The sequence below is a fragment of the Sphingomonas parapaucimobilis NBRC 15100 genome (genome assembly GCF_000787715.1).
Lineage (GTDB): Bacteria > Pseudomonadota > Alphaproteobacteria > Sphingomonadales > Sphingomonadaceae > Sphingomonas > Sphingomonas parapaucimobilis.
The window spans coordinates 16,829-36,930 of record NZ_BBPI01000048.1; the positions used below are offsets into that span (position 1 = coordinate 16,829).

Sequence of the window (20,102 nt, forward strand, 5' to 3'; positions counted from 1 at the left end):
GCTTACTTGCCCCGCAGGCCGTCGAACACCTCGGCGAAGCCGGGCTGGTCCTTGTGCTTGATACCCGAGCGGGCCGCCTCGATGACCAAAGGCTGGGGATGGCCGTGGAGCGAGGCGATGATGATCTGCTTGACCACGTGATAGATGGCGGCGTCGGCATCGATCACCTGCTTCAGGCGCCCCGCGAACGGGTTGACGATGCCATAGGCCAAGAGCACGCCCATGAAGGTGCCGACCAGCGCCGAGCCGATCATGCCGCCCAGCACGCTCGGCGGCTTGTCGATCGAGCCCATGGTCTTCACGATGCCGAGCACGGCCGCGACGATGCCGAGCGCGGGCAGCGAGTCGGCCAGGCTCTGAAGCGTGCCCTGCGGCCCCTCGACCTCGTGGTGATGGGTCTTGATCGCATTGTCCATGACCTCCTCGACCGCATGGACGTCGAGCGTACCCGACGACACGACGACCAAGCGCAACGTGTCGGCGATCAGGTTGACGAGCGTATGGTCGGCGACCAGGCGGGGATATTCGGCGAAGACCGAGGAGGACTTGGGGTCCTCGACATGCGGCTCCAGCGCGATCGGGCCTTCGGTGCGCAGCATCTTCATCAGCTTGGACACGAGGAAGATGACGTCGAGATAGTCCTGCTTCTTGTATTTCGGACCCTTGAAGATCTTGCCCATCGCGCCGCCCAGCGCCTTCAGCTCGGCGCCGCTATTGCCGATGACCAGCGCACCGACGGCCGCGCCGCCGATTATGAGCATTTCGTGGGGGATCGCCTCGAACACGGGGCCGAGCTTGCCGCCGGTGATGGCGAACCCGCCGAACACCATGCCGAGCAGGATGACTAGGCCGATGGCAGGAAACATGGTGAACCGATTCTCCCGAAGACCGGCCGCAGTGCCCGTCAGATCACCGGCCTAGCCTGGTAAGGTCAAAATACAGTTACCGGGCCGATGCCCGGCCGCGATCATTTCAGATAATCGAACAGCGACAGGCTGGTCAGCTTGGTAAAGCTGGCCTGGGTCGCCTGAAGCACGGTCATCGTCTGTTGCAACTGCGTGATGGTCGTGACCGGATCGGCATCCTCGATGCTGGAGCGCAACTGCGCCCGGTCGGTGCTGGCGGCCCGTTGCAGCCCCTGCTGCAACTCGACCCGCGCCTCGCGCGCGCCGACCGAGGCCTGCACGGTCGCGACATTGTCGTTGGCCGCCTTCAGCTTGTCCATCGCGTCCTTGATCGTCGCGCTGGCATCGCCACCCGACTTCAGCGCGGTGACGAGCGTGTTGAGGACGTTCAGCGTGTCGTCGTTCGCGCCCGCCTTGAACACGCGGTCGGCGCCGACCGAGACGTCGACGCTCTGGCCATCGGCGATCGGGATGTCGGACACATTGGCCTGCGAATAGGCGTAGCGGCCATTGACCATCGTCACCGCATCGGTGCCCGCCGCCGCACCGAACAGGGGCAGGCCGCGCGAGTCCTTGGAATTGGCAAGGCCGAGCAGCGCGTCGCGGATCGAGGCGATCTGGTCGCCCACGCTCGACCGATTGGCGGCGTTGAGGGTGCCGTTCGCCGCCTGGGTGGTCAGCTCCAACGCCTTCTGCACCTGGTTGCCGATCTGGCCCAGCGTCGTATCGGCCTGTTGCAGCAACGAGCCCGCCAGCGTCAGATTGGTCTTGTACACCGCATCGTCGGCGTCGCGGCGATCGAACTCGGCAACCTGGGCGGCGGCGGCGGCGTCGTCCGACGGGTTGATCAGCTTCTTGCCGGTCGAGATCTGGACCTGCAACGCATTCGCCTTGCCGGTAAGCTCGGTCATCCGCCGCGAGGCGGTGTCATAGAAGACGCTGGTGGAAATCTGCATGACCGTTACCGCAGCTCGAGAATGGATTGGAAGGTTTCGCGTGCCGCCTGGATCACCCGGCTGGTCGCCGAATAGGCCTGCTGGAAACGCATCAACGTCACCGCTTCCGAATCGAGCGTGACACCCGAGGCCGCCGACAGGGTGGCCTTGGCCCCGTCGCTGATCGCGGACTGCGCATCGGCGACGGTCTGGCGCTGTTTCAGCGTGGTCGCGTTGTCGGTGATGATCTGGGTCAGCTTGCCTTCGAATCCGACCGACCCGCGCGCGGTTTCCAGCGCAGCCAGATTGTCGGCGTTGCGCGAGCCCTGATTGCCCTTCGCCGCCGCGATCTTCGATCCGTCGGTCAGCAACAGGCTCATCTGCGCGGTGCCCGCCGTCAGGCCGAACATCGCCGTGCCGGTCGCGCCGGTCAGGTCCTGGCCGCCGGCCTGGAGGCCGTTCACCGTCTCGACGAAATTCTTGGCCACCTGGTTGAAGGCGCCGCGTGTCGCGTTGATCCGTTCGGCCCCGTCCAGCATCCCCGCCATCGCGCCGCCGCTGGGCACGAAGTCGCTGATCTGCCCCTGCAAGGCGACATGGAAGGACACGCCGCCATCGGCGCCGCGCTGATAGGTGACGGACCCGGTGGAGTCGGTCGCCGCCAGGATCGGACCCGCCCGGTCGCCGAGCCGCACCGTCGCGCGGCCCAGTTCGTCGGTCGTACTGGTGATGTCGGACAGCGCGCTCATCTTGGTCAGGATCTGGTCGCGCTGGTCGGTCAGCTGCGCCGCGGCCGCCGTGCCCGGCTGGGTCCGGCCAAGCCCTTCGTTGACGCGGACCAGCGAGGTGGCCAGCGAGGACAGATCGTGTGCCGCCTGCCGCGCCTGACCGTCGAAATCGGCGTTGATCTGGTCGAAGGCCGAGTCGGTCGCGCTGAACGCCGTCGCGGTCGAACGCGCGGTCTCCAGCATGGTGGCGCGCAGCGCGGTCGAGGTCGGCTCGGCCGACAGGGTGCGCGCGGCGGTGAAAAAGGCGGTGAGGCGCGTCTGGACCTGATCGCCGGTCATCGTGCCTTCGATCCGGTTCAGCCAGGTCACGCCCGTCGTGGTGCGCGACAGGTCGGCGGTGGCCGAGCGAACCGCGGCGCTGGCATAGACGTCGGTGGCGCGCGCAATGCCCAGCACCATGACGCCCGAGCCCGCCGAGACCTTGTTCGCCGCAAGGCCCGCGGCGGGCGAGATCTCCTGCATCGTGACCGACCGGCGCGAATAGCCGTCCGTTCCGACATTGGCGATATTCTCACCAACGGCGGTCAGCGCGGTCTGATATGCGCGGACGCCCGAAGCGCCGATAGAGAGCAGGTCGCTCATGGTTACTGCGGTACGTTATGTCTGGTTAACGACAGGTTGAGATTTCGCGAGGAATGCGGTCACGGCCTTGCCTATGCCCAGCGGGGCCTGGGTGGCCATCGTCTGGGCGATCTGCTGGTCCTGCATGTCCCGGAACGTGTCCAGCGCCTTGGAGTCGAACATGGTTTCGCTCAGCTTGGTCTGGCGCATCGCCTTCAGCATCATGCCGGTGAAGATCGCCTCGAACTGGGTGCCCGCCTTGTCCAGATTGGCGCCGGTCGACAGGCGGCGGGTGTCGGTGGATACCGTGCCCGCGATCGCGGAGGCCGCCGTCGCGGGCGAAGTGGGTGCGATGCTCTGGGTCACAGGACGATCAACTCCGCCTTGAGCGCGCCGGCTTCCTTCAGCGCTTCGAGAATGGCGACCAGGTCGGACGGGGCCGCGCCGATCGCGTTCACCGCCTTCACGATATCGGCCAGCTTGGGACCGGGGGCCAGGACGAACATCGGGCGACGCTCCTCCTCGACCGAGACACCGGACTTCTGCGTCACCGCCGTCTGGCCGCCGCTCAAGGGGCCGGGCTGGCTGACGCGCTGCTGCTCGTCGATCTTCACGGTCAGCTTGCCGTGCGTCACCGCCGCCGGGCCGACCCGGACCGCCGAATTGATGACGACGGTGCCGGTGCGGGCGTTGACGATGACCTTGGCGGGCGGCTCGGCCGAGGTGACGTTCAGATTCTCGATCTCGGACATCAGCGTGGCGCGGACATCGGCCCCCATCGGCGCGCGGACCGCGACCGAGACGGCGTCCATCGCCTGCGCGGTGCCCATGCCCAGGCGCGCATTGATCGCCTGCGCGACATTCTGCGCGGTGGTGAAGTCGGCACGGGCCAGGTTGAAGGTCAGGCCGGGCGCGGTGTCGAAGCCGGTGGCGACCGCGCGCTCGACCGTCGCCCCTTCGGGAATGCGACCGACCGAGGGGATGTTGACCACGATCTTCGATCCGTCCGCACCTTCCGCGCCCAGACCGCCGACCGCCAGATTCCCTTGCGCCATCGCATAGATCTGGCCGTCCGCGCCCTGGAGCGGGGTCATGATCAGGCTGCCGCCGCGAAGCGACTTGGCCTTGCCCATCGAGGCGACGGTGATGTCCAGCTTCTGCCCCGGCTTGGCGAAGGGCGGCAGTTCGGCCGTGACCATCACCACCGCGGCATTCTTCATGCCCGGATTGGCATTGGGCGGCAGTTGCAGCCCGAAGCGCGAGACCACGGCCTTCAGCGACTGGACGGTATATTCCAGATTGTCGTCGCCGGTGCCCGGCAGACCGACGACGACGCCGTATCCGGTGAGCTGGTTGGTGCGGATGCCCTGGAACCCGCCCAGGTCCTTGATCCGGTCGGCCGAGGCCGGCCCTGCGATCGCGAAGGTGGCGAGGAGCGCGAGGAGGAAGCGGAGGATCATGTGCTGGTGCCTCAGAACGGGCTGACGGCCTGGAAGAAGCGGCTCAGCCAGCCCTGGCGGCTGGCGCGGGCGACGTCGCCCTTGCCGGTATAGGCGATCTGCGCATCGGCGACGCGGGTCGACTCGACACGATTGTCGATGCCGACATCGGCCATGCGGACCAGCCCCTTGATCTGGATGAACTCGTCGCCGCGGTTCAGCGTCACGCGCTTCTGCCCCTGGACCAGCATCGTGCCGTTCGGGAACACCTGGGCGACGGTCACGCTGATCTCGCCGGACAGCGAGTTGGACTGGTCGGCCGCCCCCGATCCGTTGAAGTTGCGGCTGCCGCTCATGCCGATATCGGTCGACTTAAGCAGCCGCCCCAGCGGCCCGGTGGTCGGCGGGGCCAGGCCCAGATCGCCCTTCGAGCCGAGCTTGGAATTGGCCGACTTGGACGCCGCCGTCCGCTCGACGAGGATGATGGTCAGCGGATCGCCGACCTTGCGCGCGCGCCACCCTTCGTAGAGCGCGGCATAGCCGTCCGACACCTGGAAGATGCCGCCATTGGGCTGGGCGGGCTGCGCCACCGGCTGCATCGGCATCGGCGCGGGACGCACGGTCGTGAAGTCCTCGACGGGCTTCTTGCGGCCGAACAGGCTGGCATGGGCGGGCGCGGGGATCAGCGCGACGACGACCATGGTGCCCGCCGCCGCCGACAGCGCCAGCTCGGTCCAATAGTCGAAACGCAGGGTGGGAAAGCGGATGGTCATCATCACAGATTCTGGTTCGCGTACTGGAGCATCTCGTCGGTCGACTTGATCATCTTCGAGTTGACCTCATAGGCGCGCTGGGTCTCGATCATGTCGACCAGTTCCTCGACGACGTTGACGTTCGAGCCTTCGAGCATGCCCTGACGGATCTGGCCGCGCCCTTCGAGGCCCGCGACACCCATGTTCGCGACGCCCGAGGCGGCGGTCTCGGTCAGGTAATTGTCGCCCTTGGACTGGAGCCCGGCCGAATTGGGGAAGCTGGCGATCTGGATCTGGCCGATCTGGGCCGGTGCGGTCTGGCCCGGCAGGGTCGCCGAGACGGTGCCGTCGGTGCCGATCGTGATCTGGGTCGTGCCTTCGGGGATCGTGATGCCCGGCATCACCTGATACCCCTCGGCAGTCACCAGCAGCCCTTCGGCCGAGCGCGAGAAATTGCCCGCGCGGGTATAGCCGAGCGTGCCGCCAGGCATCTGCACCTGGAAGAAGCCGTCACCGTCCAGCGCCAGGTCGAGGCTGTTGTTGGTGGTCTGCATCGACCCTTGCGTGTTGATGCGCGCGGTGCCCTGGATGCGCACGCCGGTGCCCAGGTTCAGGCCGGTCGCATATTTGCTCTCGGTCGAGCTGGCGGCGCCGGGCGCGGTGATGGTCTGATAGGCCAGCGTCTCGAACGCGGCGCGATCGCGCTTGAACCCGGTCGTGTTGACGTTGGCCAGGTTGTTCGAGATGACCCGCATGCGCATATCCTGGGCATCGAGCCCGGTGCGTGCGACGTGCAAAGCGGCGGAAGACATGTCTCTTTAATCCTCAGCTCGGCAGACGCATCAGCGATGCGCTGTTCTCATCCAACGACTTGGCCTCTTTCATGAGGTTGGCCTGCACCTCGTAGCTGCGCTGGTTCTCGATCATGTCGACCAGCGTCTGGGTCATGTTGACGTTCGACCCTTCCAGCGCGCCCGACTGGACGGTGGCGTCCATGTCCTGCGGCATCGCCCCGCCGCCCTTGACGCGCAGCAGATTGTCCAGACCCTTCACGGTCTGCGTGCCGCGCGTATCGGCCAGCTTGATGCGGTCGATCACCTGGGGCTGGGTATCCGGCCCGGCACCCAGCGGCACGATCGACAGCGTGCCGTCGGGGGCGACGGTCATCGCATTGTACGGCGGCACCGTGATCGGGCCGTTCTGGCCGATCACCGGATAGCCGTCGCCGGTCTGCAGCACGCCCGAAGCCGTGACCTCCAGGTCGCCGCGACGGGTATAGGCTTCCGAACCGTCGGGGGCCTGCACCGCCAGCCACGCGCTCGACGTCGCGATCGCGATGTCCAGTGCGTTGCCGGTGTGCTGGATCGTGCCCGGCGCGCGGTCAGCGTCGGTCACTTCCTCGGCGGTGGGCATCCGCGCCTCGAACGCCGCGCCGCCGCCCTTCAGGTCGATGCGGTCGAACACGACGCGGTCGGCGCGGAACCCGATCGTCGAGGCATTGGCCATGTTGTTGGCGATCGCGGTCTGCGCCGCCATATGCGCCCGCATGCCCGTCGATGCCGTATAGACCAGCTTGTCCATCGCGGTTCCCCGTTAGCCCCCGGCGTTCGCTTAGCTGCGGATGTTGAAGATGGTCTGCGAGATCTGGCTCGACGTATCGAGCGCCTTCGCATTCGCCTGGAAATTGCGCTGTGCGGCGATCAGCTGGACCAGTTCCTCGGTGATGTCGACGTTCGACCCCTCGATGGTGCTCGACCGGATCGCGCCGAAAGCCCCTTCATTGGCGGTGCCGAACTTGGCCTCGCCCGACTTGCCGGTCGCTTCCCAATAGCTGTTCCCCTCCTGGCGCAGGCCCGGCATGTTGACGAAGGTCGCCACCGCCACCTTGCCCAGATTGGCGGTCTCGCCGTTCGTGAAGGACGCCGTGACCAGACCGTTCTCGCTGACCGACACGCCCGACAACAGGCCGACCGCCTTGCCGTCCTGGGTGCGCGAGGCGACCGAGAAGATCGAACCCGACTGCGACGAACCGGTATAGTCGATCGTCAGCGGCTGTGCGTTGATCGAGGTGCGCGGGGTGTAGTTGTCGAACTTGGTCGGCCCCAGGGGCGACTTCAGGTTGCCGCCCGAGTCGAAGGTCATCTCGACCGGATCGGTCGAGCCACTGCGCGTCATCTGCTGGTCGTTGACATAGCTGTAGACCAGCCACGTGCTGCTGCCGTCGGCGGGCTGGATCGGCTTGTTGTTGGCATCCAGCGGCAACGGCTTGCGGACATAATAGTTGGTCAGCGTCATGGCGTTGCCCGACGTGTCGTAAATCTTGGTCTGGGTCGTGTTGTTGTACGTGCCCATGTTGGTCCGGTCGAACGCCGCCGTCGGCGCGACCGCGGTGCTCGACAGGTTGATGTCCAGCGTGACGTTCTTGGTCGACACCGGCGTGCCGCTGGTCGGCGGCAGCTGCAGGCTGGTCAGGCCGTCATTGCCGAACGAGGTGACGTTGCCGTCCTTGTCGACCGGGAACACCTGCATCCGGTTGCCCTGGGTGTCGGTGACATAGTTGTTGGTGTCGACCTGGAACGAGCCGTTGCGGGTATATTGCAGCGTGCCGGTCGTGCCGCCCGACTGCACCGTGAAGAAGCCGTCGCCCGAGATGGCGAGGTCCAGCGCGTTCGACGTGCTGGTGTAGTTGCCTTCCTTGAACTCCTGCCGGTTGGCCTTGACCACCGTGCCGGAGCCGACCTGCTTGAACGGGTCGGTCGAGAAATTGGCCGCCATCACGTCGGCGAATTCGGCACGGCTCTTCTTGAAGCCGTTGGTGCCGACGTTCGCGAGATTGTGCGAGATGACCGACATGTCGGTCTGCGAAGCCTGAAGGCCGCTGAGCGAGGTGTAGAAGGACATGGGCTATCTTCCTGGTGCGTAAAGGGGGATCAGCCGACCGAGCGGACGGCGGAAAGCTGGACCTGGCCGAGACCGGCGACGGTCAGGACGGGGGCGCCGGTACTGGGCATCGAGACCGACTGGACCGGCGCCCAGACGAGCGAGCGGCTGCCGACGGTGGTGTTGCCGTTCGACGCCGAGACCGAGATGGTGAAGGGACCCGAACCGGCTTCCTTGCCGTCCGGGGTCTTGCCGTCCCAGTCATAGCCGACGGTGCCGCCCTTCTGGGTGCCGAGCGACATCTGCTTGACGACCGCGCCCTGCGCGTCCGAAATCGTGACCGACACGTCCGACGCCGCGCCGTCCAGCTCGACCTGGCCCGCCAGCCCGCCGCTGGCGCGGCCATAGGCGGTGGTGCCCTGGGTCAGCACGGTCTTGCCGACATAGTTCATCGCGTCCGACGGGGTCGTCGCGTTCAGCTTGGTCGCGATCGAGGCCAGGGTGGTGTTCATCTCGGAGATGCCCGCCACGCTGGAGAATTGCGCCATCTGGGCGACCATCTGGGTGTTGTCCATCGGCGCGAACGGGTCCTGGTTCTTCAGCTGCGCGGTCAGCAGCTGCAGGAAATCGCCCTGGCCCAGCGTCGTGGCCGATTTCTTGGCCGGGGTCGTGGTCGTCGTGGTGGTGGTTGCCCCGGCACGCTTGATGCCCAGGCTGTCCAGCGTCGACGTCATCGCGGTGGAGGTCATGATCAGCGGCCCAGCTTGAGGGTGTCGAGGATCAGCGACTTGGCGGTCTGCATCACTTCGACATTGTTCTGATAGGTGCGCGAGGTCTCCATCATGTCGACCAGCTCGCGGGTTTCGTCGACCGCCGCCTCGAAGACGTTGCCGTCCTTGTCGGCCAGCGGGTTGTTGGGATCGTGGCGCTTGGCGGGGTCTTCGCCCGCCTTCACGATCTTTTCGACATCGACGGTGGACAGGCCGGTCGCGGCGTCGAAGCTGGTGCGGAACACCGGCTTCAGCGTCTTGTACGCGGTGTCGGCCGACCCGGCGATACCGCCGGCATTGGCCAGGTTCGACGCGGTGGTGTTCATCCGCACCAGCTGCGCCGACATGGCGCGACCGGCGACCTGGAAGATGGAAAGCGGTCCGTTCGGCATCGCTTATTCGCCCTTCAGCGCACGGGTGATGGTGGAGATGCGACCGTTCAGGAACGACAGCGTCGTCTGATACTGGACGGCGTTCTCGGCGAAGGCGGTCTGTTCCTGGTTGAGTTCGACGGTGTTGCCGTCGAGCGAGGTCTGGATCGGCACGCGGTACTTCATCGCATCCGCGATGCCCCGATCCTGCCCGCCCTCGACCGAGGCGAGCGCCGCCTTGAAATCGATGTCGCGTGCCTTGAAACCCGGGGTCGAGGCGTTGGCGATGTTCGACGCCAGCACACCCATGCGCTGCGCCCGCACTTCCAGTGCGGCACCATGTACTCCGAAAAGCGTTTCTGCGGCCATCGTTCAACCTCCTTTCCCACGCGGGACTTCGCGATGGCCGGACCCTTGCAATGACCGTGCCAAGTGCCTGACCAGAGGGGTATCGGGCGGGGCGGCAGGGCGGCGGCAGGCCCGGACGGCAAGCGGTTGCCGGTTTTTGCCGGTCGGCGGCAACCCGGCGGCAGCGCACCTCGCCCCCGCTTTCCGCCCCCTTGCCTTGGGGGCAGTTGGCCCGGTCTTTGCGTGGGTGCGCGCATGACTGCATTTCCTCCGCTTCATCAGTTCTTCGACGCCGCGGCGCTCGCCATCGTGCTGGGCGGAACGCTGATCGCGACGCTGCTGCGCACGCCCTGGCGCGATGCCGGGCGGGCGATGCGCGCGCTGGCGGTGCTGCCGCGGCGCCCCTTTTCCGCCGATCCGCTGGTCGAGCAGATCGACCACCTGTCGCGCATGGCGAAGCGCCAGGGTGTCCTGGCGCTCGACCGCTCGGTCATCACCGATCCCGACATGGCCGAGGCGGTCGCCGCGATCGTCGATGGCGAAGGGGGCGAAGCCGTGGCCGCCCGCCTGAACCTCGCGCGCGCCGCGCGGGTCGAGCGGCATGTCGCCACCGCCGATGTCTGGACGGGCGCCGCCGAGATCGCGCCCGCCATGGGCATGGTCGGAACGCTGATCGGCCTGGCGGCCATGTTCGCGACGATGAACGATCCGCAGCGTATCGGTGGCGCCATGGCGATCGCCCTGCTCGCCACGCTCTATGGCGCGCTGTTCGCCAATCTGGTCGCGCAGCCGATCGCGACGCGCCTGCGTCGCGCGGCGCGGATCGAGGCGTTCGAGCGGACCCGCATCGTCACGCCGCTGGCCGCCCTGGCCACGCGCGAGGCCCCGCGCCCGTCGCGCGGGTCGACCTCAGCCCCCAAGTCCGGCCCCAATCTGGTCAGCGTCGCATGACCGAGCCCTTTTTTCCCGAGACGCCGCCCGCGCGGCCGATCTGGCTGATCACGCTGGCCGACCTGGCGCTGTTGCTGGTCGGCTTCCTCGTCCTGGTCCAGGCGACCGGGGCGGAGCGCCGCCCCGCCCTGCTCAACGGCCTGCGCGCGCAATTCGGCAGCAGCGACCATGTCGATCAGGCTTTGCGCCTGCCCCCTCCCCCGCCGCCCGCCATGCCGGTGGCGACAGCCGCGCTGAACTTCGCCGCCGGATCGGCCGAGCCGGTCGAGCCCGATGCGCTGTTCGCCCCCTGGGCGCGCGAGGCGCTGGCCGATCCGCGCGTCCGCCTGTCCATCGTCGGTTCGACCGATGGCAGCGCCGCCGATGTCGATCCCGTCACCCATAGTTCGGTCGTGCTGGCCGCCGATCGCGCCCGCACTGCGGCCGCGTTGATCGGTCCGGCCGCCGCCGACCGTCTGATCCTGTCCACCGCCGGAAAGCCAGGCCCACGCGTCGCGTTGGTCACCCTGGTCTTTGCCGGTGAGCCTTCACGGAGACCCTCACGATGATCCTGTCCCTGCTTCTGGCCGGCGCCGCCGGTTTCCAGGATGTCGCCGCGCTCGACGCCGCCGTCACCGCCTTTACCGGCCGTCCGGTCGGGGTGGAGGGTGGCCCCCGTTCACCGATCGACAACCGGCTGAAGCTGGCCCAGTGCCCGACGGTCGCGCTGTCCTGGCGCACGGAGGCGCATGACGCGGTGGTCGTCACCTGCTCCAGCCCGCAATGGCGCATCTTCGTGCCGGTCCTCTCGGCCCCCAAAGCCGCCCCGGAGCCGCGCATGATGGCCGCCGTGGCGGTGAAGGCCGAACCCGTCATCAAGCGCGGCGACCCGGTCGTGATCGAAGCGGGATCGGAGGGCTTTTCCATCACGAGGGAAGGGATCGCCATGGCCGACGCGGCGCCGGGCGGGCATTTCCCGGTGCGTATCGAATCCGCCCGCCAGCCGATCCAGGCCGTGGCGCTGGCCAGCGGTCGCGCCACCCTGCCCGGCTGGTCCGAATGAGGGGCGCGGGCGCGGCGGAAAACGGGGAAAAAGCGTAAATTCGCGCTAAAGAATCTCCGGCCCCGGCCGTTATACCCCATGTCAGCGGAACCAGAGGGTGCGGGCATGGTGGAAGTAACAAGGCTGAGTGCCGGGGAAGCGAGGGTCGGGCGGGTCGCCGCCGTGACGCGTCCCAACGCGCTCGCTGGAGCCGCCAGCCCCGCACAGCCCCCGGTAAAGGCGAACGACATGAGCGGCGTCAGCAACATGGCCCGCACCCTGGCTGCGCAGCCGCCGGTCGACATGGACCGGGTCGCCCAGATCAAGAAGGCCATCGCCAATGGCGATTTTCCGATCCTGCCGGCGACCATCGCCGACCAGATAATCGCGCTGAAGCTGGACTGGAATGGTAAATGACACGCCGTGACGCCCTGATCCGGGTCATCGAGGCCCTCCACCGCGAAATCGCGGCGCTGAAGGTCAACGACGTGGTCGCGCTGGAACGCGCGACGACCGAGAAGCTGGCCGCGATCGAGGAGGTCGCCGCCCTCGGCACCGGTCCCGCAGGCCCCGAACTGCGCGAGCTGGCCGACGAGGCCAACCGACTGAACGAGACCTGCCGCATCTACGTCAACCTGATGGCGGCCAATGTCCGCCGCCGGTTGCAGACGCTGACCGGCGACTCCGGCATGGGCTATCGTCCCGCCATGCGCGCCTATGCCTGATTGCCGCTTGCCGGGCGGCAACGGCTTGCCGCTTTGCCGGACACGCGGCGGCGGCATCGGCGAAGCGAGGGGCATCCCCCGAACCATCGATTAGACAAAGCCCGGTTTTCCGGGCTTTTTTATTGCCCTCCGGTCATTCCTGTCGCCTCCCTGACGGCACCGTCAGGAATTGGCACGCCCCTTGCTGAGTATGGCCCGAACAAGGGCTTTTTACCGCAGCATGACCGTCCAACCCGTCTCCCACGCCAGAATCCAATCGGCCATCGCGCTGGCATCCAGCCGCACGGGCGTCGATTTCGGCTATCTGCTCGGCCAGGCGAAGCTGGAGTCCGGCCTGAACGCCAATGCCCGCGCGGGCACCTCCTCCGCCTCGGGACTCTATCAGTTCGTCGAGCAGAGCTGGCTGGCGGTCGTGAAGAAGCATGGCGCGGAGCACGGCCTGGGCTGGGCCGCCGATGCGATCGGCCAGTCGGGCGGACGCTATTATGTCTCGGGCGGCGCGCGCTCGGCGGTGATGGGCCTGCGCAACGATCCGACCGCCGCCTCGCTGATGGCCGCCGAACACGCTTCGGACAACAAGTCCGCGCTGGAATCGACGCTGGGCCGCGAGGCGGGCGGCACCGACCTGTACATGGCCCATTTCCTGGGGCTGGGCGGCGCGACCAAGTTCCTGAGCACGATGGCCAGCAACCCGCAGGCCAGCGGCGCCGCACTGTTCCCCGCCGCCGCCCGCGCCAACCGTTCGGTCTTCTACGCCTCGAACGGCCAGCCGCGCTCGCTTGCGGACATTTACGACCGTTTCTCGGCCAAGCTGGCCGGCACCAAGGCCGACAGCGACGAGACGCGCGCCGCCAACCTGCAATTCGCGGCCCAGGCGCTCGCGCTCCAGGGCATGAACGGCGACGCGACCGTCGTCACCGGCAACAACGAAAGCGCCGCCGATGCGATCGCCTGGGCCAACAGCACCATGAACCAGCTGGGGATGCGCGGCGCCACCGCGACTGGCGACAGCGTGCTGCGGCCCAAGCCCGATCATGCGCGGCTGGCTTACATGATGCTCGCACGGATGGGTGGCTAAGCGATGGGCAAGCTCTTCTCCAGCGGCCGTACCATGGCCCTGCCCGCCGCGATCCTGCTGCTGGTGCTGGTCATGGTCGTGCCGATCCCGCCCGCGCTGCTCGACATCTTCTTCGTCGCCAATATCGCGATCAGCCTGGCCGTCCTGATGGTCGCGCTGAACGCCGAGAAGCCGCTCGACTTCTCGGCCTTCCCGACCGTCCTGCTGTTCGCGACCCTGTTCCGCCTGGGCCTCAACGTCGCCTCGACCCGCATCGTGCTGGTCCACGGCCATGAGGGCGAGAGCGCGGCGGGTCATGTCATCGAGGCGTTCGGCACCTTCCTGATCGGCGGCGACTATGTCGTGGGTCTCTTCGTCTTCGCGATCCTGATGATCATCAACCTGATCGTCGTGACCAAGGGCGCGGGCCGCGTGTCGGAAGTGTCCGCGCGCTTTACCCTGGACGCGTTGCCCGGCAAGCAGATGGCGATCGACGCCGACCTGAACGCCGGGCTCATCACGCCGGACCAGGCCAAGGCGCGCCGCGTCGAGGTGTCGACCGAGGCCGATTTCTACGGCTCGATGGACGGTTCGTCCAAGTTCGTGAAGGGCGACGCGGTCGCCGCCATGCTGATCCTGGCGGCCAATGTCATCGGCGGCCTGATCCTGGGTCCGGTCAGCCATGGCATGGGGATCGCCGACGCGGCCAAGACCTATATCCTGCTCGCCATCGGCGACGCGCTGGTCGCGCAGCTCCCCTCGCTGATGCTGTCGATCGCCGCCGCCGCCATCGTGACGCGCGTGTCGTCGGACAAGGATCTGGCGGGCCAGATCGGGTCGCAGTTCGGCGCGTCCAAGACCTGGATCCCGGTCGCCGCGATCCTGGGCCTGCTGGGCGTGCTGCCCGGCATGCCGCATCTGGTGCTGCTGCCCGCCGCCGCGATCGCCGGTTTCACCGCCTGGAAGCTGCGCCAGATCGAGAAGCGTCCGGTCATCGCCCCCGCTGCCCCCGCGCCCGAGCCGGTCGACCCCTCGCGTATCGGCTGGGACGAGGTCATCGACGGGATGCAGGTGCATATCGACATCGGCTACGGCCTGGTGCCGCTGGTCGACGAGCGTCGCGGTGCGCCGCTGATGGCCCGCATCACCGGCGTCCGCCGCCAGCTGTCCAAGGATCTGGGCTTCGTCGTGCCGCAGGCCCGCGTCCGCGACGACATCAACCTGGCCCCCTATAGCTATCGCATCATCATCAACGGCGTCGTCGCCGCCGAGGATCAGGTCTCGCCCGACGAGATGCTGGCGCTCGACACCGGCCAGGCGTTCGGCGCGCTGAACGGCAAGCCGGTCAAGGACCCGACCTTCGGCCTGCCCGCGACCTGGATCCTGAAGGGCGACGCCGATGCCGCCACCGGCATGGGCTACCTCGTGGTCGATCCGGGCACCGTCATGGCGACGCACCTGAACCACATCCTGTCCTCGAACGCCGCCGAGCTGCTCGGCCCCGACGAGGTCCAGTCGCTGCTCGACGGGCTGAAGGAGCGCGCCGCGCAACTCGCCGCCTCGCTCAGCCCGAACCCGCTGCCGCTCACCACCCTGACCCAGGTTCTCAAGGGCCTTCTTTCGGAGAACATCACCTTGAAGGAGTTCCGCCGCATCGCCAGCGCGATCGCCGTGGCGGCCCAGAAGACGCTCGACGCCGAAGACATTGTCGAGCTGATCCGGCCGCAGCTGGGCGCGCTGATCATCCAGAAGCTGTGCGGGATGCGCGAACCGCTGCGCGTCATGACGCTGGACGGCCAGCTCGAAGGGCTGCTGGGCCAGGCCATGCGCGCCGACACCGCGCGCCGCCATGTGATCGAACCCGATCTGGGCCGCCGCATCACCGAGGCGCTGACCCAGGCCGCCCAGCCGCTGATCGCCGAGGCCAAGCCCTTCGCGCTGGTCGTGCAGCCGGGCGTACGCATCGCGATGCGCAAGCTGGTCCGCACCTGCCTGCCCGACACGCCCGTCCTCTCCTTCTTCGAAGTGCCCGAGGACAAGGCGGTCGAAGTCGTCGCCGTCATCGGCTCTCCCCATCATCCCCAGCAACAGGCGTTGGCCGCATGAGCGCACATCCCCTGAGCGGCGCGTTCATGGACGCGCAGACCTTCAACCCGGCGAATTTCGATCCCGCGCTGGCCAATCCCACGGTCACCGACCAGCCGCTGACCTATCGCCCCGCGCCGCGGCGCGCCGGAATGCCGGGCGGCGATGCGAATACGGTGATCCGCCAGCACCTGCCGCTGGTCCGGCGCATCGCGTGGCATGTGCACGGGTCCATGTCGAGCATGATCGAGGTCGAGGATCTGGTGCAGGTCGGCCTGGTCGCGCTGGTCGAGGCCGCCGCCTCGTTCGAGGAACGCGGCGTCGAGTTCGGCCATTATCTGAAGTCGCGACTGCGCGGCGCGATGATCGACGAGCTTCGCCGTCAGGCGACGACGACGCGCGGCGCGATGCGTCGCCGCCGCCAGTATCACGAGGCGGTCAACACCCTGTCGCAGACCGAGGGCCAGGCCCCGGCCGACGAGGCGGTCGCCGAAAAGCTGGGCATCACGGTCGAGCGGCTGCGCGCCGACTACAAGACCGCCGAGGCCGTGCGCATGGAGGCGATCGACGATGTCTATGCCGACGACCTGCCCTGGTTCGCCGACGACACGCCCGACGCCTTCGAGCAGCTGGCCGAAAGCGACCTGCGCGACGCGCTGATCGCCGCCATCTCCGCGCTCCCCGAGCGCGAGGCGATGGTGATCCAGCTTTATTATGTCGAGGAACTCAACCTGGAGGAAATCGGCCAGGTGCTCGGCGTCGGCGCGGCGCGCGTCTGCCAGATCAAGAGCGCCGCCCATGCCCGCCTGAAAAAGGCCCTCGCCAGCCAGCGTTGATATCATCCTCCCCGGCACGGGGAGGTGGCAGGGCGCAAGCCCTGACGGAGGGGGATTTCCTCATAGGACGTCCCCAGCGGCACGCCCCCCTCCACCAGCTTCGCTGGTCCCCCTCCCCGTGCCGGGGAGGATTGCAATGTCGATTCCCGATCGCCCCAACTTGCTTTAAGCGCATCCCCGATGACCGGGGACGCCGATGCTCGCACGCCATGAACGCCATCTGATCGGCCGCTATCTGTGGCCGGGTGCGGGTGGGCGGCTGGTCCTGCTGGTCGCGGGCATCGGCTGCACCGGCGTCATGATCGGTGTCGCGGCGCTGGTGCTGGTCATCGCGGTGATGAACGGCGCGCAGACCAAATTGGCCGAGAGCGTCGCGCCGGTCAACGGACATCTCAGCGTTACCGTGCCTGCCGGTGCGGCACTGACCGAGGCGCAGGTCGCCGCCACCATCGCCCGCATCCCCGGCGTCGTCCGCACCGAGCCGATCCGCGAGATCACCGCCGGTCTGTCGATCGACGGCCGGATTACCCCTATCAAGCTCCAGGGCCGCGATCCCCGCACACTCTATAGACTGGTGCCGACGATGCGCGCGGCGCTGGCGCACGGTATCGATCCCGCGAGTGCGGTGGCGATCGGCCAGACCGCCGCGCTGCAATTGGGCCTGTTCCCCGGCGACCGGATCGCGATCGGCCGGGTCGTCCTCGGCCCCGACCGCACCCTGTCGCTCGACCTGACCCCGGCGCGGGTCGCGGCCTTCTATCCCGATGACGACAAGGGCAGCGACCAGGTGACGCTATATGCCCCGCTCGATTCGCTGCCCATCCTGCAGGACGACTCGGTCGTCACCCGCCGCGTTGCGGTGGTGCTGACCGACGTCACGCAGGAAGCGGCCGTGACGGCGGCGATCCGGCGGCGGCTGGGTCCGGGCTATCCGATCACCAGCTGGCAACAGGCGAATCGCGCGCTGCTCGCCGCGCTCGTCACCGAGAAGATCGGCATGACGATCGCGGTCGGGCTGGTCACGCTGGTAGCGCTGTTCAATATCCTGTCGTCGATGACCCTGCTCGCACGGGCCAAGCGGCGCGAGATCGCGATCCTGCGCACCATGGGCGTGACGGCGCGCAGCATCATGCGGATCTTCGCCACCGTGGGCAGCATCATCGCGCTGATCGGGGCGGGCATCGGCCTGTCGCTGGCCGCCGCACTTCTGACCCAGCGCGGTGCGATCGTCGCGGCCGTACGCCACCTGTCACCCGCGCGGCAGGCCGAATGGGACGTGTTCCTGTCGCTGCCGATCGGGATTTCGGTGCGCGAGCTGGCGGTGATCGCCCTGAGCGTGATCGCGGGCGCGGTGCTGGCCAGCCTGTATCCGGCCTGGCGCGCGGGGCGGACCTCGCCCGCTTTGGTGCTGCGCGCCGATTGAGCCGATACGAGTAAACCCCGGCGGCATCGCTGCCGCCGGGGTTTGTCCTGCAAACCGGTCCGTGAGGATCTCTCGGCCGGTCGGCCCCGCCACCCGAGTGGGGGCGCGGTGCCGGGGCGCTCAGGATCCGGGAATTACTGTCCGAGCAGCTTGAGCACGCCCTGCTGCGACTGGTTGGCCTGGCTCAACATCGCGGTCGAAGCCTGGCTCAGGATCTGGGCCTTGGCGAGCGCGGTGGTTTCGGCCGAGAAATCGGTGTCCTCGATGCGGCTGCGCGCGTCCGTCAGGTTGGTGACGTTCGAGGTCAGGTTGTTGACCGCCGACTGGAGCCGGTTCTGCGTGGCGCCCAGGCCTGCGCGGATATTGGCGACCCGGCCGATGGCGGCGTCGAACTTTTCCAGCGTCGCGCCCGTCGCGATGGTGCTGGGGCCGGTCGCGGGATCGACCACGGCGATCGCGCCGTTGATCCCTGCATCCGTCGTCAGGTTGCTGAAGGTCATGGTAATGGCGTCGCTGGTGTTCGCGCCGGCCTGAATGGCGACCACGCCGGCAGCACCCGCCGAACCATCGAGCAGCTTCTGACCGTTGAACTGGGTGTTGAACAGGATGTTCGACACCTGCGAGGCCAGCGCGTTCTGCTCGGCGGTGATGTTCGCCTTGTCGTTGGTCGAATAGATGCCGTTGGCCTTCTGCACCGCCAGTTCGCGCATCCGCTGGAGCATGTTGCTCACCTCGTCCAGCGCGCCTTCGGCGGTCTGCGCCATCGAGATGCCGTCGTTCGAGTTGCGGATCGCCTGGTTCATGCCGCGCACCTGCGAGGTCATCGAGGCGGCGATGGCGAGGCCGGCGGCGTCGTCCTTCGCGGAATTGATTCGCTTGCCGGTGGACAGGCGCTGCATCGACACGTTCAGCGCTTCCGTCGCGGCGCCGTTGGCGCTCGAGGCGCGTAACGCCGAAATATTACTGGCGATAACCGTCATGGTCGTTCTCCAAAGCCGGAGCTCTCCGCCGCCCCCAAGGCGAAGGTCGAGCTGCCAAGACGGGTAACGACCGCTTGAGGCAGGGCTTTAGAGAAAAGAGTCAAATGGGCGCATTTTTTCGGGCGGAGCCCCCCGACACCTTATTATAAGGCATCGGGGGGTCCACCTTCCGCGACCGAGGGGATAACCGCGGTCGGCATTCGCCCAGGGCGATTAGCCGAGGAGCTTCAGCACGCCCTGCTGCGACTGGTTGGCCTGGCTCAGCATCGCGGTCGACGCCTGGCTCAGGATCTGCGCCTTGGCGAGCGCGGTGGTTTCTTCCGAGAAGTCGGTGTCCGAGATGCGGCTCTTCGCTTCGGCGAGGTTCGTCATGTTCGACGTCGCGCTGTTGACGGCCGACTGGAGGCGGTTCTGGGTCGCACCCAGGCCAGCCCGGATCGACGACACGTCGGCGATCGCGGCGTCGTAGTTGGCCAGCGTATCACCGCCCGTCTTCAGGGCAGCGCTATCCGAAGTGGCCGCGAAGTCGACGATCGCGCCGAGCTGCGATCCGGTTGCAGGCGCCGGAGTCGCGCCGGTGGTGGCAGCGACATAGGTTGCCGTCAGATCGCGCAAACCGATGCTGACGGTGTCGTTGGTCGTCGCACCCGTCTGGATCGATACGGTCGAGGCGGCACTGAACAGCGCCTTGTTGTTGAACTGGGTGTTCTTCACGACGGCGCTGATCTGCGCGGCCAGCGTGGTCTGCTCGTTGGTGATGTTCGCCTTGTCGGCGGTCGAATAGGTGCCGTTCGACGACTGGACCTTCAGCTCGCGCATACGCTGGAGCATGTTGCCGACTTCGTTCAGCGCGCCTTCCGCCGTCTGCGCCAGCGAGATGCCGTCATTCGCGTTGCGGATGCCCTGCGCCATGCCCTTGATCTGCGAGGTCATCGAGTCGCTGATCGCCAGACCGGCGGCGTCGTCCTTTGCCGAGTTGATGCGGTTGCCGGTCGACAGGCGCTGCATCGAGGTGCTCAGGGCCAGCGAGGCCGAGGTCGACGCGGCGGTTGCACGCATAGCACTGATATTGCTGGCAATAACGGTCATTTGATGTCTCCAAATCTGCTCGGCGATCCGTCTGTGTCCCCTCTGGACCACCGTGCCGCCGAGTGGAGTAACGGCCGCTTTCCGGCAGGCTTTAGCCGGTTCCATGCAAAATTTTGCCGGGGCGCTTGCCGGAATTGCCGGAACGGTCGCGCGCGCGGCCGGGCGTCGCCCGCACATGTGTGGGCA

23 protein-coding genes are annotated in these 20,102 nt (G+C 67.4%); 9 read left to right on the forward strand and 14 right to left on the reverse strand.

What is annotated here, in order from left to right:
• Nucleotides 1-2: 2 nt before the first annotated feature.
• The 12 genes from motA to SP5_RS09120 form a co-directional block, all read right to left on the reverse strand.
• Nucleotides 3-866: a flagellar motor stator protein MotA gene (motA, locus tag SP5_RS09065; protein WP_042487297.1), complete on the reverse strand. Its 864-nt coding sequence runs from the start codon at nucleotides 864-866 to the stop codon at nucleotides 3-5.
• Between the two features lie 101 nt (nucleotides 867-967).
• Nucleotides 968-1,861 carry a flagellin N-terminal helical domain-containing protein gene (locus SP5_RS09070; protein WP_042487300.1) on the reverse strand — a complete coding sequence of 298 codons (894 nt, stop codon included), beginning with the start codon at nucleotides 1,859-1,861 and terminating at the stop codon, nucleotides 968-970.
• Between the two features lie 5 nt (nucleotides 1,862-1,866).
• Entirely contained in the window at nucleotides 1,867-3,210 is a 1,344-nt protein-coding gene (flgK, locus tag SP5_RS09075) for a flagellar hook-associated protein FlgK (RefSeq protein ID WP_042487303.1), read from the reverse strand.
• 15 nt (nucleotides 3,211-3,225) lie between these two features.
• Nucleotides 3,226-3,555: a rod-binding protein gene (locus tag SP5_RS09080; protein WP_083748219.1), complete on the reverse strand. Its 330-nt coding sequence runs from the start codon at nucleotides 3,553-3,555 to the stop codon at nucleotides 3,226-3,228.
• Nucleotides 3,552-4,649, reverse strand: coding sequence for a flagellar basal body P-ring protein FlgI (locus SP5_RS09085; RefSeq protein ID WP_042487306.1), 1,098 nt, complete (start codon nucleotides 4,647-4,649; stop codon nucleotides 3,552-3,554). Before SP5_RS09085 ends, SP5_RS09080 begins: the two co-directional genes overlap by 4 nt.
• A gap of 11 nt (nucleotides 4,650-4,660) precedes the next feature.
• Nucleotides 4,661-5,329, reverse strand: coding sequence for a flagellar basal body L-ring protein FlgH (locus SP5_RS09090; protein ID WP_042487378.1), 669 nt, complete (start codon nucleotides 5,327-5,329; stop codon nucleotides 4,661-4,663).
• A gap of 74 nt (nucleotides 5,330-5,403) precedes the next feature.
• Nucleotides 5,404-6,192 carry a flagellar basal-body rod protein FlgG gene (flgG, locus tag SP5_RS09095; protein WP_042487309.1) on the reverse strand — a complete coding sequence of 263 codons (789 nt, stop codon included), beginning with the start codon at nucleotides 6,190-6,192 and terminating at the stop codon, nucleotides 5,404-5,406.
• Nucleotides 6,193-6,205: 13 nt separating this feature from the next.
• Nucleotides 6,206-6,961, reverse strand: a complete 756-nt coding sequence (locus SP5_RS09100; RefSeq protein WP_042487312.1) for a flagellar basal body rod protein FlgF — start codon at nucleotides 6,959-6,961, stop codon at nucleotides 6,206-6,208.
• 30 nt (nucleotides 6,962-6,991) lie between these two features.
• Entirely contained in the window at nucleotides 6,992-8,281 is a 1,290-nt protein-coding gene (locus SP5_RS09105) for a flagellar hook protein FlgE (RefSeq protein WP_042487315.1), read from the reverse strand.
• A 29-nt stretch (nucleotides 8,282-8,310) separates the two neighbouring features.
• The gene (locus SP5_RS09110; protein WP_042487318.1) at nucleotides 8,311-9,009 is read right to left on the reverse strand and encodes a flagellar hook assembly protein FlgD; all 699 of its coding nucleotides are present in this window, start codon (nucleotides 9,007-9,009) and stop codon (nucleotides 8,311-8,313) included.
• Between the two features lie 2 nt (nucleotides 9,010-9,011).
• Nucleotides 9,012-9,422, reverse strand: coding sequence for a flagellar basal body rod protein FlgC (flgC, locus tag SP5_RS09115; protein WP_042487320.1), 411 nt, complete (start codon nucleotides 9,420-9,422; stop codon nucleotides 9,012-9,014).
• 3 nt (nucleotides 9,423-9,425) lie between these two features.
• On the reverse strand, nucleotides 9,426-9,770 hold the full coding sequence (locus tag SP5_RS09120; RefSeq protein WP_042487323.1) for a flagellar basal body rod protein FlgB: 345 nt from the start codon (nucleotides 9,768-9,770) through the stop codon (nucleotides 9,426-9,428).
• 234 nt (nucleotides 9,771-10,004) lie between these two features.
• Between SP5_RS09120 and SP5_RS09125 the strand changes: the two genes are divergently transcribed.
• The 9 genes from SP5_RS09125 (at nucleotide 10,005) to SP5_RS09160 (ending at nucleotide 17,847) form a co-directional block, all read left to right on the forward strand.
• Nucleotides 10,005-10,700: a motility protein A gene (locus tag SP5_RS09125; protein ID WP_042487326.1), complete on the forward strand. Its 696-nt coding sequence runs from the start codon at nucleotides 10,005-10,007 to the stop codon at nucleotides 10,698-10,700.
• Nucleotides 10,697-11,248 carry a hypothetical protein gene (locus SP5_RS09130; RefSeq protein WP_245613445.1) on the forward strand — a complete coding sequence of 184 codons (552 nt, stop codon included), beginning with the start codon at nucleotides 10,697-10,699 and terminating at the stop codon, nucleotides 11,246-11,248. The genes SP5_RS09125 and SP5_RS09130 overlap by 4 nt, the downstream gene beginning before the upstream one ends.
• Complete coding sequence (locus SP5_RS09135; RefSeq protein WP_042487329.1) at nucleotides 11,245-11,742, forward strand: flagella basal body P-ring formation protein FlgA; 498 nt, start codon at nucleotides 11,245-11,247, stop codon at nucleotides 11,740-11,742. Before SP5_RS09130 ends, SP5_RS09135 begins: the two co-directional genes overlap by 4 nt.
• Before the next feature lie 162 nt (nucleotides 11,743-11,904).
• Nucleotides 11,905-12,138 (forward strand): flagellar biosynthesis anti-sigma factor FlgM, encoded by a 234-nt coding sequence (flgM, locus tag SP5_RS19105; RefSeq protein ID WP_245613446.1) that lies wholly within the window; start codon nucleotides 11,905-11,907, stop codon nucleotides 12,136-12,138.
• Nucleotides 12,135-12,446: a flagellar protein FlgN gene (locus SP5_RS09140; RefSeq protein ID WP_042487332.1), complete on the forward strand. Its 312-nt coding sequence runs from the start codon at nucleotides 12,135-12,137 to the stop codon at nucleotides 12,444-12,446. Before flgM ends, SP5_RS09140 begins: the two co-directional genes overlap by 4 nt.
• Nucleotides 12,447-12,666: 220 nt before the next feature.
• Nucleotides 12,667-13,524, forward strand: a complete 858-nt coding sequence (locus SP5_RS09145) for a flagellar protein FlgJ (RefSeq protein WP_042487334.1) — start codon at nucleotides 12,667-12,669, stop codon at nucleotides 13,522-13,524.
• A 3-nt stretch (nucleotides 13,525-13,527) separates the two neighbouring features.
• A complete protein-coding gene (gene flhA / locus SP5_RS09150; protein ID WP_042487337.1) occupies nucleotides 13,528-15,609 on the forward strand; it encodes a flagellar biosynthesis protein FlhA in 2,082 nt (693 codons plus the stop codon).
• Nucleotides 15,606-16,424: a sigma-70 family RNA polymerase sigma factor gene (locus tag SP5_RS09155; RefSeq protein WP_042487340.1), complete on the forward strand. Its 819-nt coding sequence runs from the start codon at nucleotides 15,606-15,608 to the stop codon at nucleotides 16,422-16,424. Before flhA ends, SP5_RS09155 begins: the two co-directional genes overlap by 4 nt.
• A 196-nt stretch (nucleotides 16,425-16,620) precedes the next feature.
• The gene (locus tag SP5_RS09160; RefSeq protein ID WP_042487343.1) at nucleotides 16,621-17,847 is read left to right on the forward strand and encodes an ABC transporter permease; all 1,227 of its coding nucleotides are present in this window, start codon (nucleotides 16,621-16,623) and stop codon (nucleotides 17,845-17,847) included.
• A gap of 134 nt (nucleotides 17,848-17,981) precedes the next feature.
• Here the strand turns inward: SP5_RS09160 and SP5_RS09165 are convergent, their stop codons facing one another.
• Together SP5_RS09165 and SP5_RS09170 are read right to left on the reverse strand one after the other, a co-directional pair.
• Nucleotides 17,982-18,827 carry a flagellin N-terminal helical domain-containing protein gene (locus SP5_RS09165; protein ID WP_042487344.1) on the reverse strand — a complete coding sequence of 282 codons (846 nt, stop codon included), beginning with the start codon at nucleotides 18,825-18,827 and terminating at the stop codon, nucleotides 17,982-17,984.
• Nucleotides 18,828-19,040: 213 nt separating this feature from the next.
• Nucleotides 19,041-19,916, reverse strand: coding sequence for a flagellin N-terminal helical domain-containing protein (locus tag SP5_RS09170; RefSeq protein WP_042487346.1), 876 nt, complete (start codon nucleotides 19,914-19,916; stop codon nucleotides 19,041-19,043).
• Nucleotides 19,917-20,102: the final 186 nt, after the last annotated feature.

Coding starts and splice junctions, on each gene's coding strand:
- SP5_RS09125 (WP_042487326.1), top strand. CDS start 10,005: ATGACTGCATTTCCTCCGCTTCATCAGTTCTTCGACGCCGCGGCGCTC.
- flgK (WP_042487303.1), bottom strand. CDS start 3,210: ATGAGCGACCTGCTCTCTATCGGCGCTTCGGGCGTCCGCGCATATCAG.
- SP5_RS09160 (WP_042487343.1), top strand. CDS start 16,621: ATGCTCGCACGCCATGAACGCCATCTGATCGGCCGCTATCTGTGGCCG.
- SP5_RS09140 (WP_042487332.1), top strand. CDS start 12,135: ATGACACGCCGTGACGCCCTGATCCGGGTCATCGAGGCCCTCCACCGC.
- SP5_RS09105 (WP_042487315.1), bottom strand. CDS start 8,281: ATGTCCTTCTACACCTCGCTCAGCGGCCTTCAGGCTTCGCAGACCGAC.
- SP5_RS09145 (WP_042487334.1), top strand. CDS start 12,667: ATGACCGTCCAACCCGTCTCCCACGCCAGAATCCAATCGGCCATCGCG.
- SP5_RS09100 (WP_042487312.1), bottom strand. CDS start 6,961: ATGGACAAGCTGGTCTATACGGCATCGACGGGCATGCGGGCGCATATG.
- SP5_RS09155 (WP_042487340.1), top strand. CDS start 15,606: ATGAGCGCACATCCCCTGAGCGGCGCGTTCATGGACGCGCAGACCTTC.
- SP5_RS09120 (WP_042487323.1), bottom strand. CDS start 9,770: ATGGCCGCAGAAACGCTTTTCGGAGTACATGGTGCCGCACTGGAAGTG.
- SP5_RS09170 (WP_042487346.1), bottom strand. CDS start 19,916: ATGACCGTTATTGCCAGCAATATCAGTGCTATGCGTGCAACCGCCGCG.
- SP5_RS09135 (WP_042487329.1), top strand. CDS start 11,245: ATGATCCTGTCCCTGCTTCTGGCCGGCGCCGCCGGTTTCCAGGATGTC.
- flgG (WP_042487309.1), bottom strand. CDS start 6,192: ATGTCTTCCGCCGCTTTGCACGTCGCACGCACCGGGCTCGATGCCCAG.
- SP5_RS09165 (WP_042487344.1), bottom strand. CDS start 18,827: ATGACGGTTATCGCCAGTAATATTTCGGCGTTACGCGCCTCGAGCGCC.
- flhA (WP_042487337.1), top strand. CDS start 13,528: ATGGGCAAGCTCTTCTCCAGCGGCCGTACCATGGCCCTGCCCGCCGCG.
- SP5_RS09085 (WP_042487306.1), bottom strand. CDS start 4,649: ATGATCCTCCGCTTCCTCCTCGCGCTCCTCGCCACCTTCGCGATCGCA.
- SP5_RS09070 (WP_042487300.1), bottom strand. CDS start 1,861: ATGCAGATTTCCACCAGCGTCTTCTATGACACCGCCTCGCGGCGGATG.
- flgC (WP_042487320.1), bottom strand. CDS start 9,422: ATGCCGAACGGACCGCTTTCCATCTTCCAGGTCGCCGGTCGCGCCATG.
- SP5_RS09090 (WP_042487378.1), bottom strand. CDS start 5,329: ATGGTCGTCGTCGCGCTGATCCCCGCGCCCGCCCATGCCAGCCTGTTC.
- SP5_RS09110 (WP_042487318.1), bottom strand. CDS start 9,009: ATGACCTCCACCGCGATGACGTCGACGCTGGACAGCCTGGGCATCAAG.
- SP5_RS09130 (WP_245613445.1), top strand. CDS start 10,697: ATGACCGAGCCCTTTTTTCCCGAGACGCCGCCCGCGCGGCCGATCTGG.
- motA (WP_042487297.1), bottom strand. CDS start 866: ATGTTTCCTGCCATCGGCCTAGTCATCCTGCTCGGCATGGTGTTCGGC.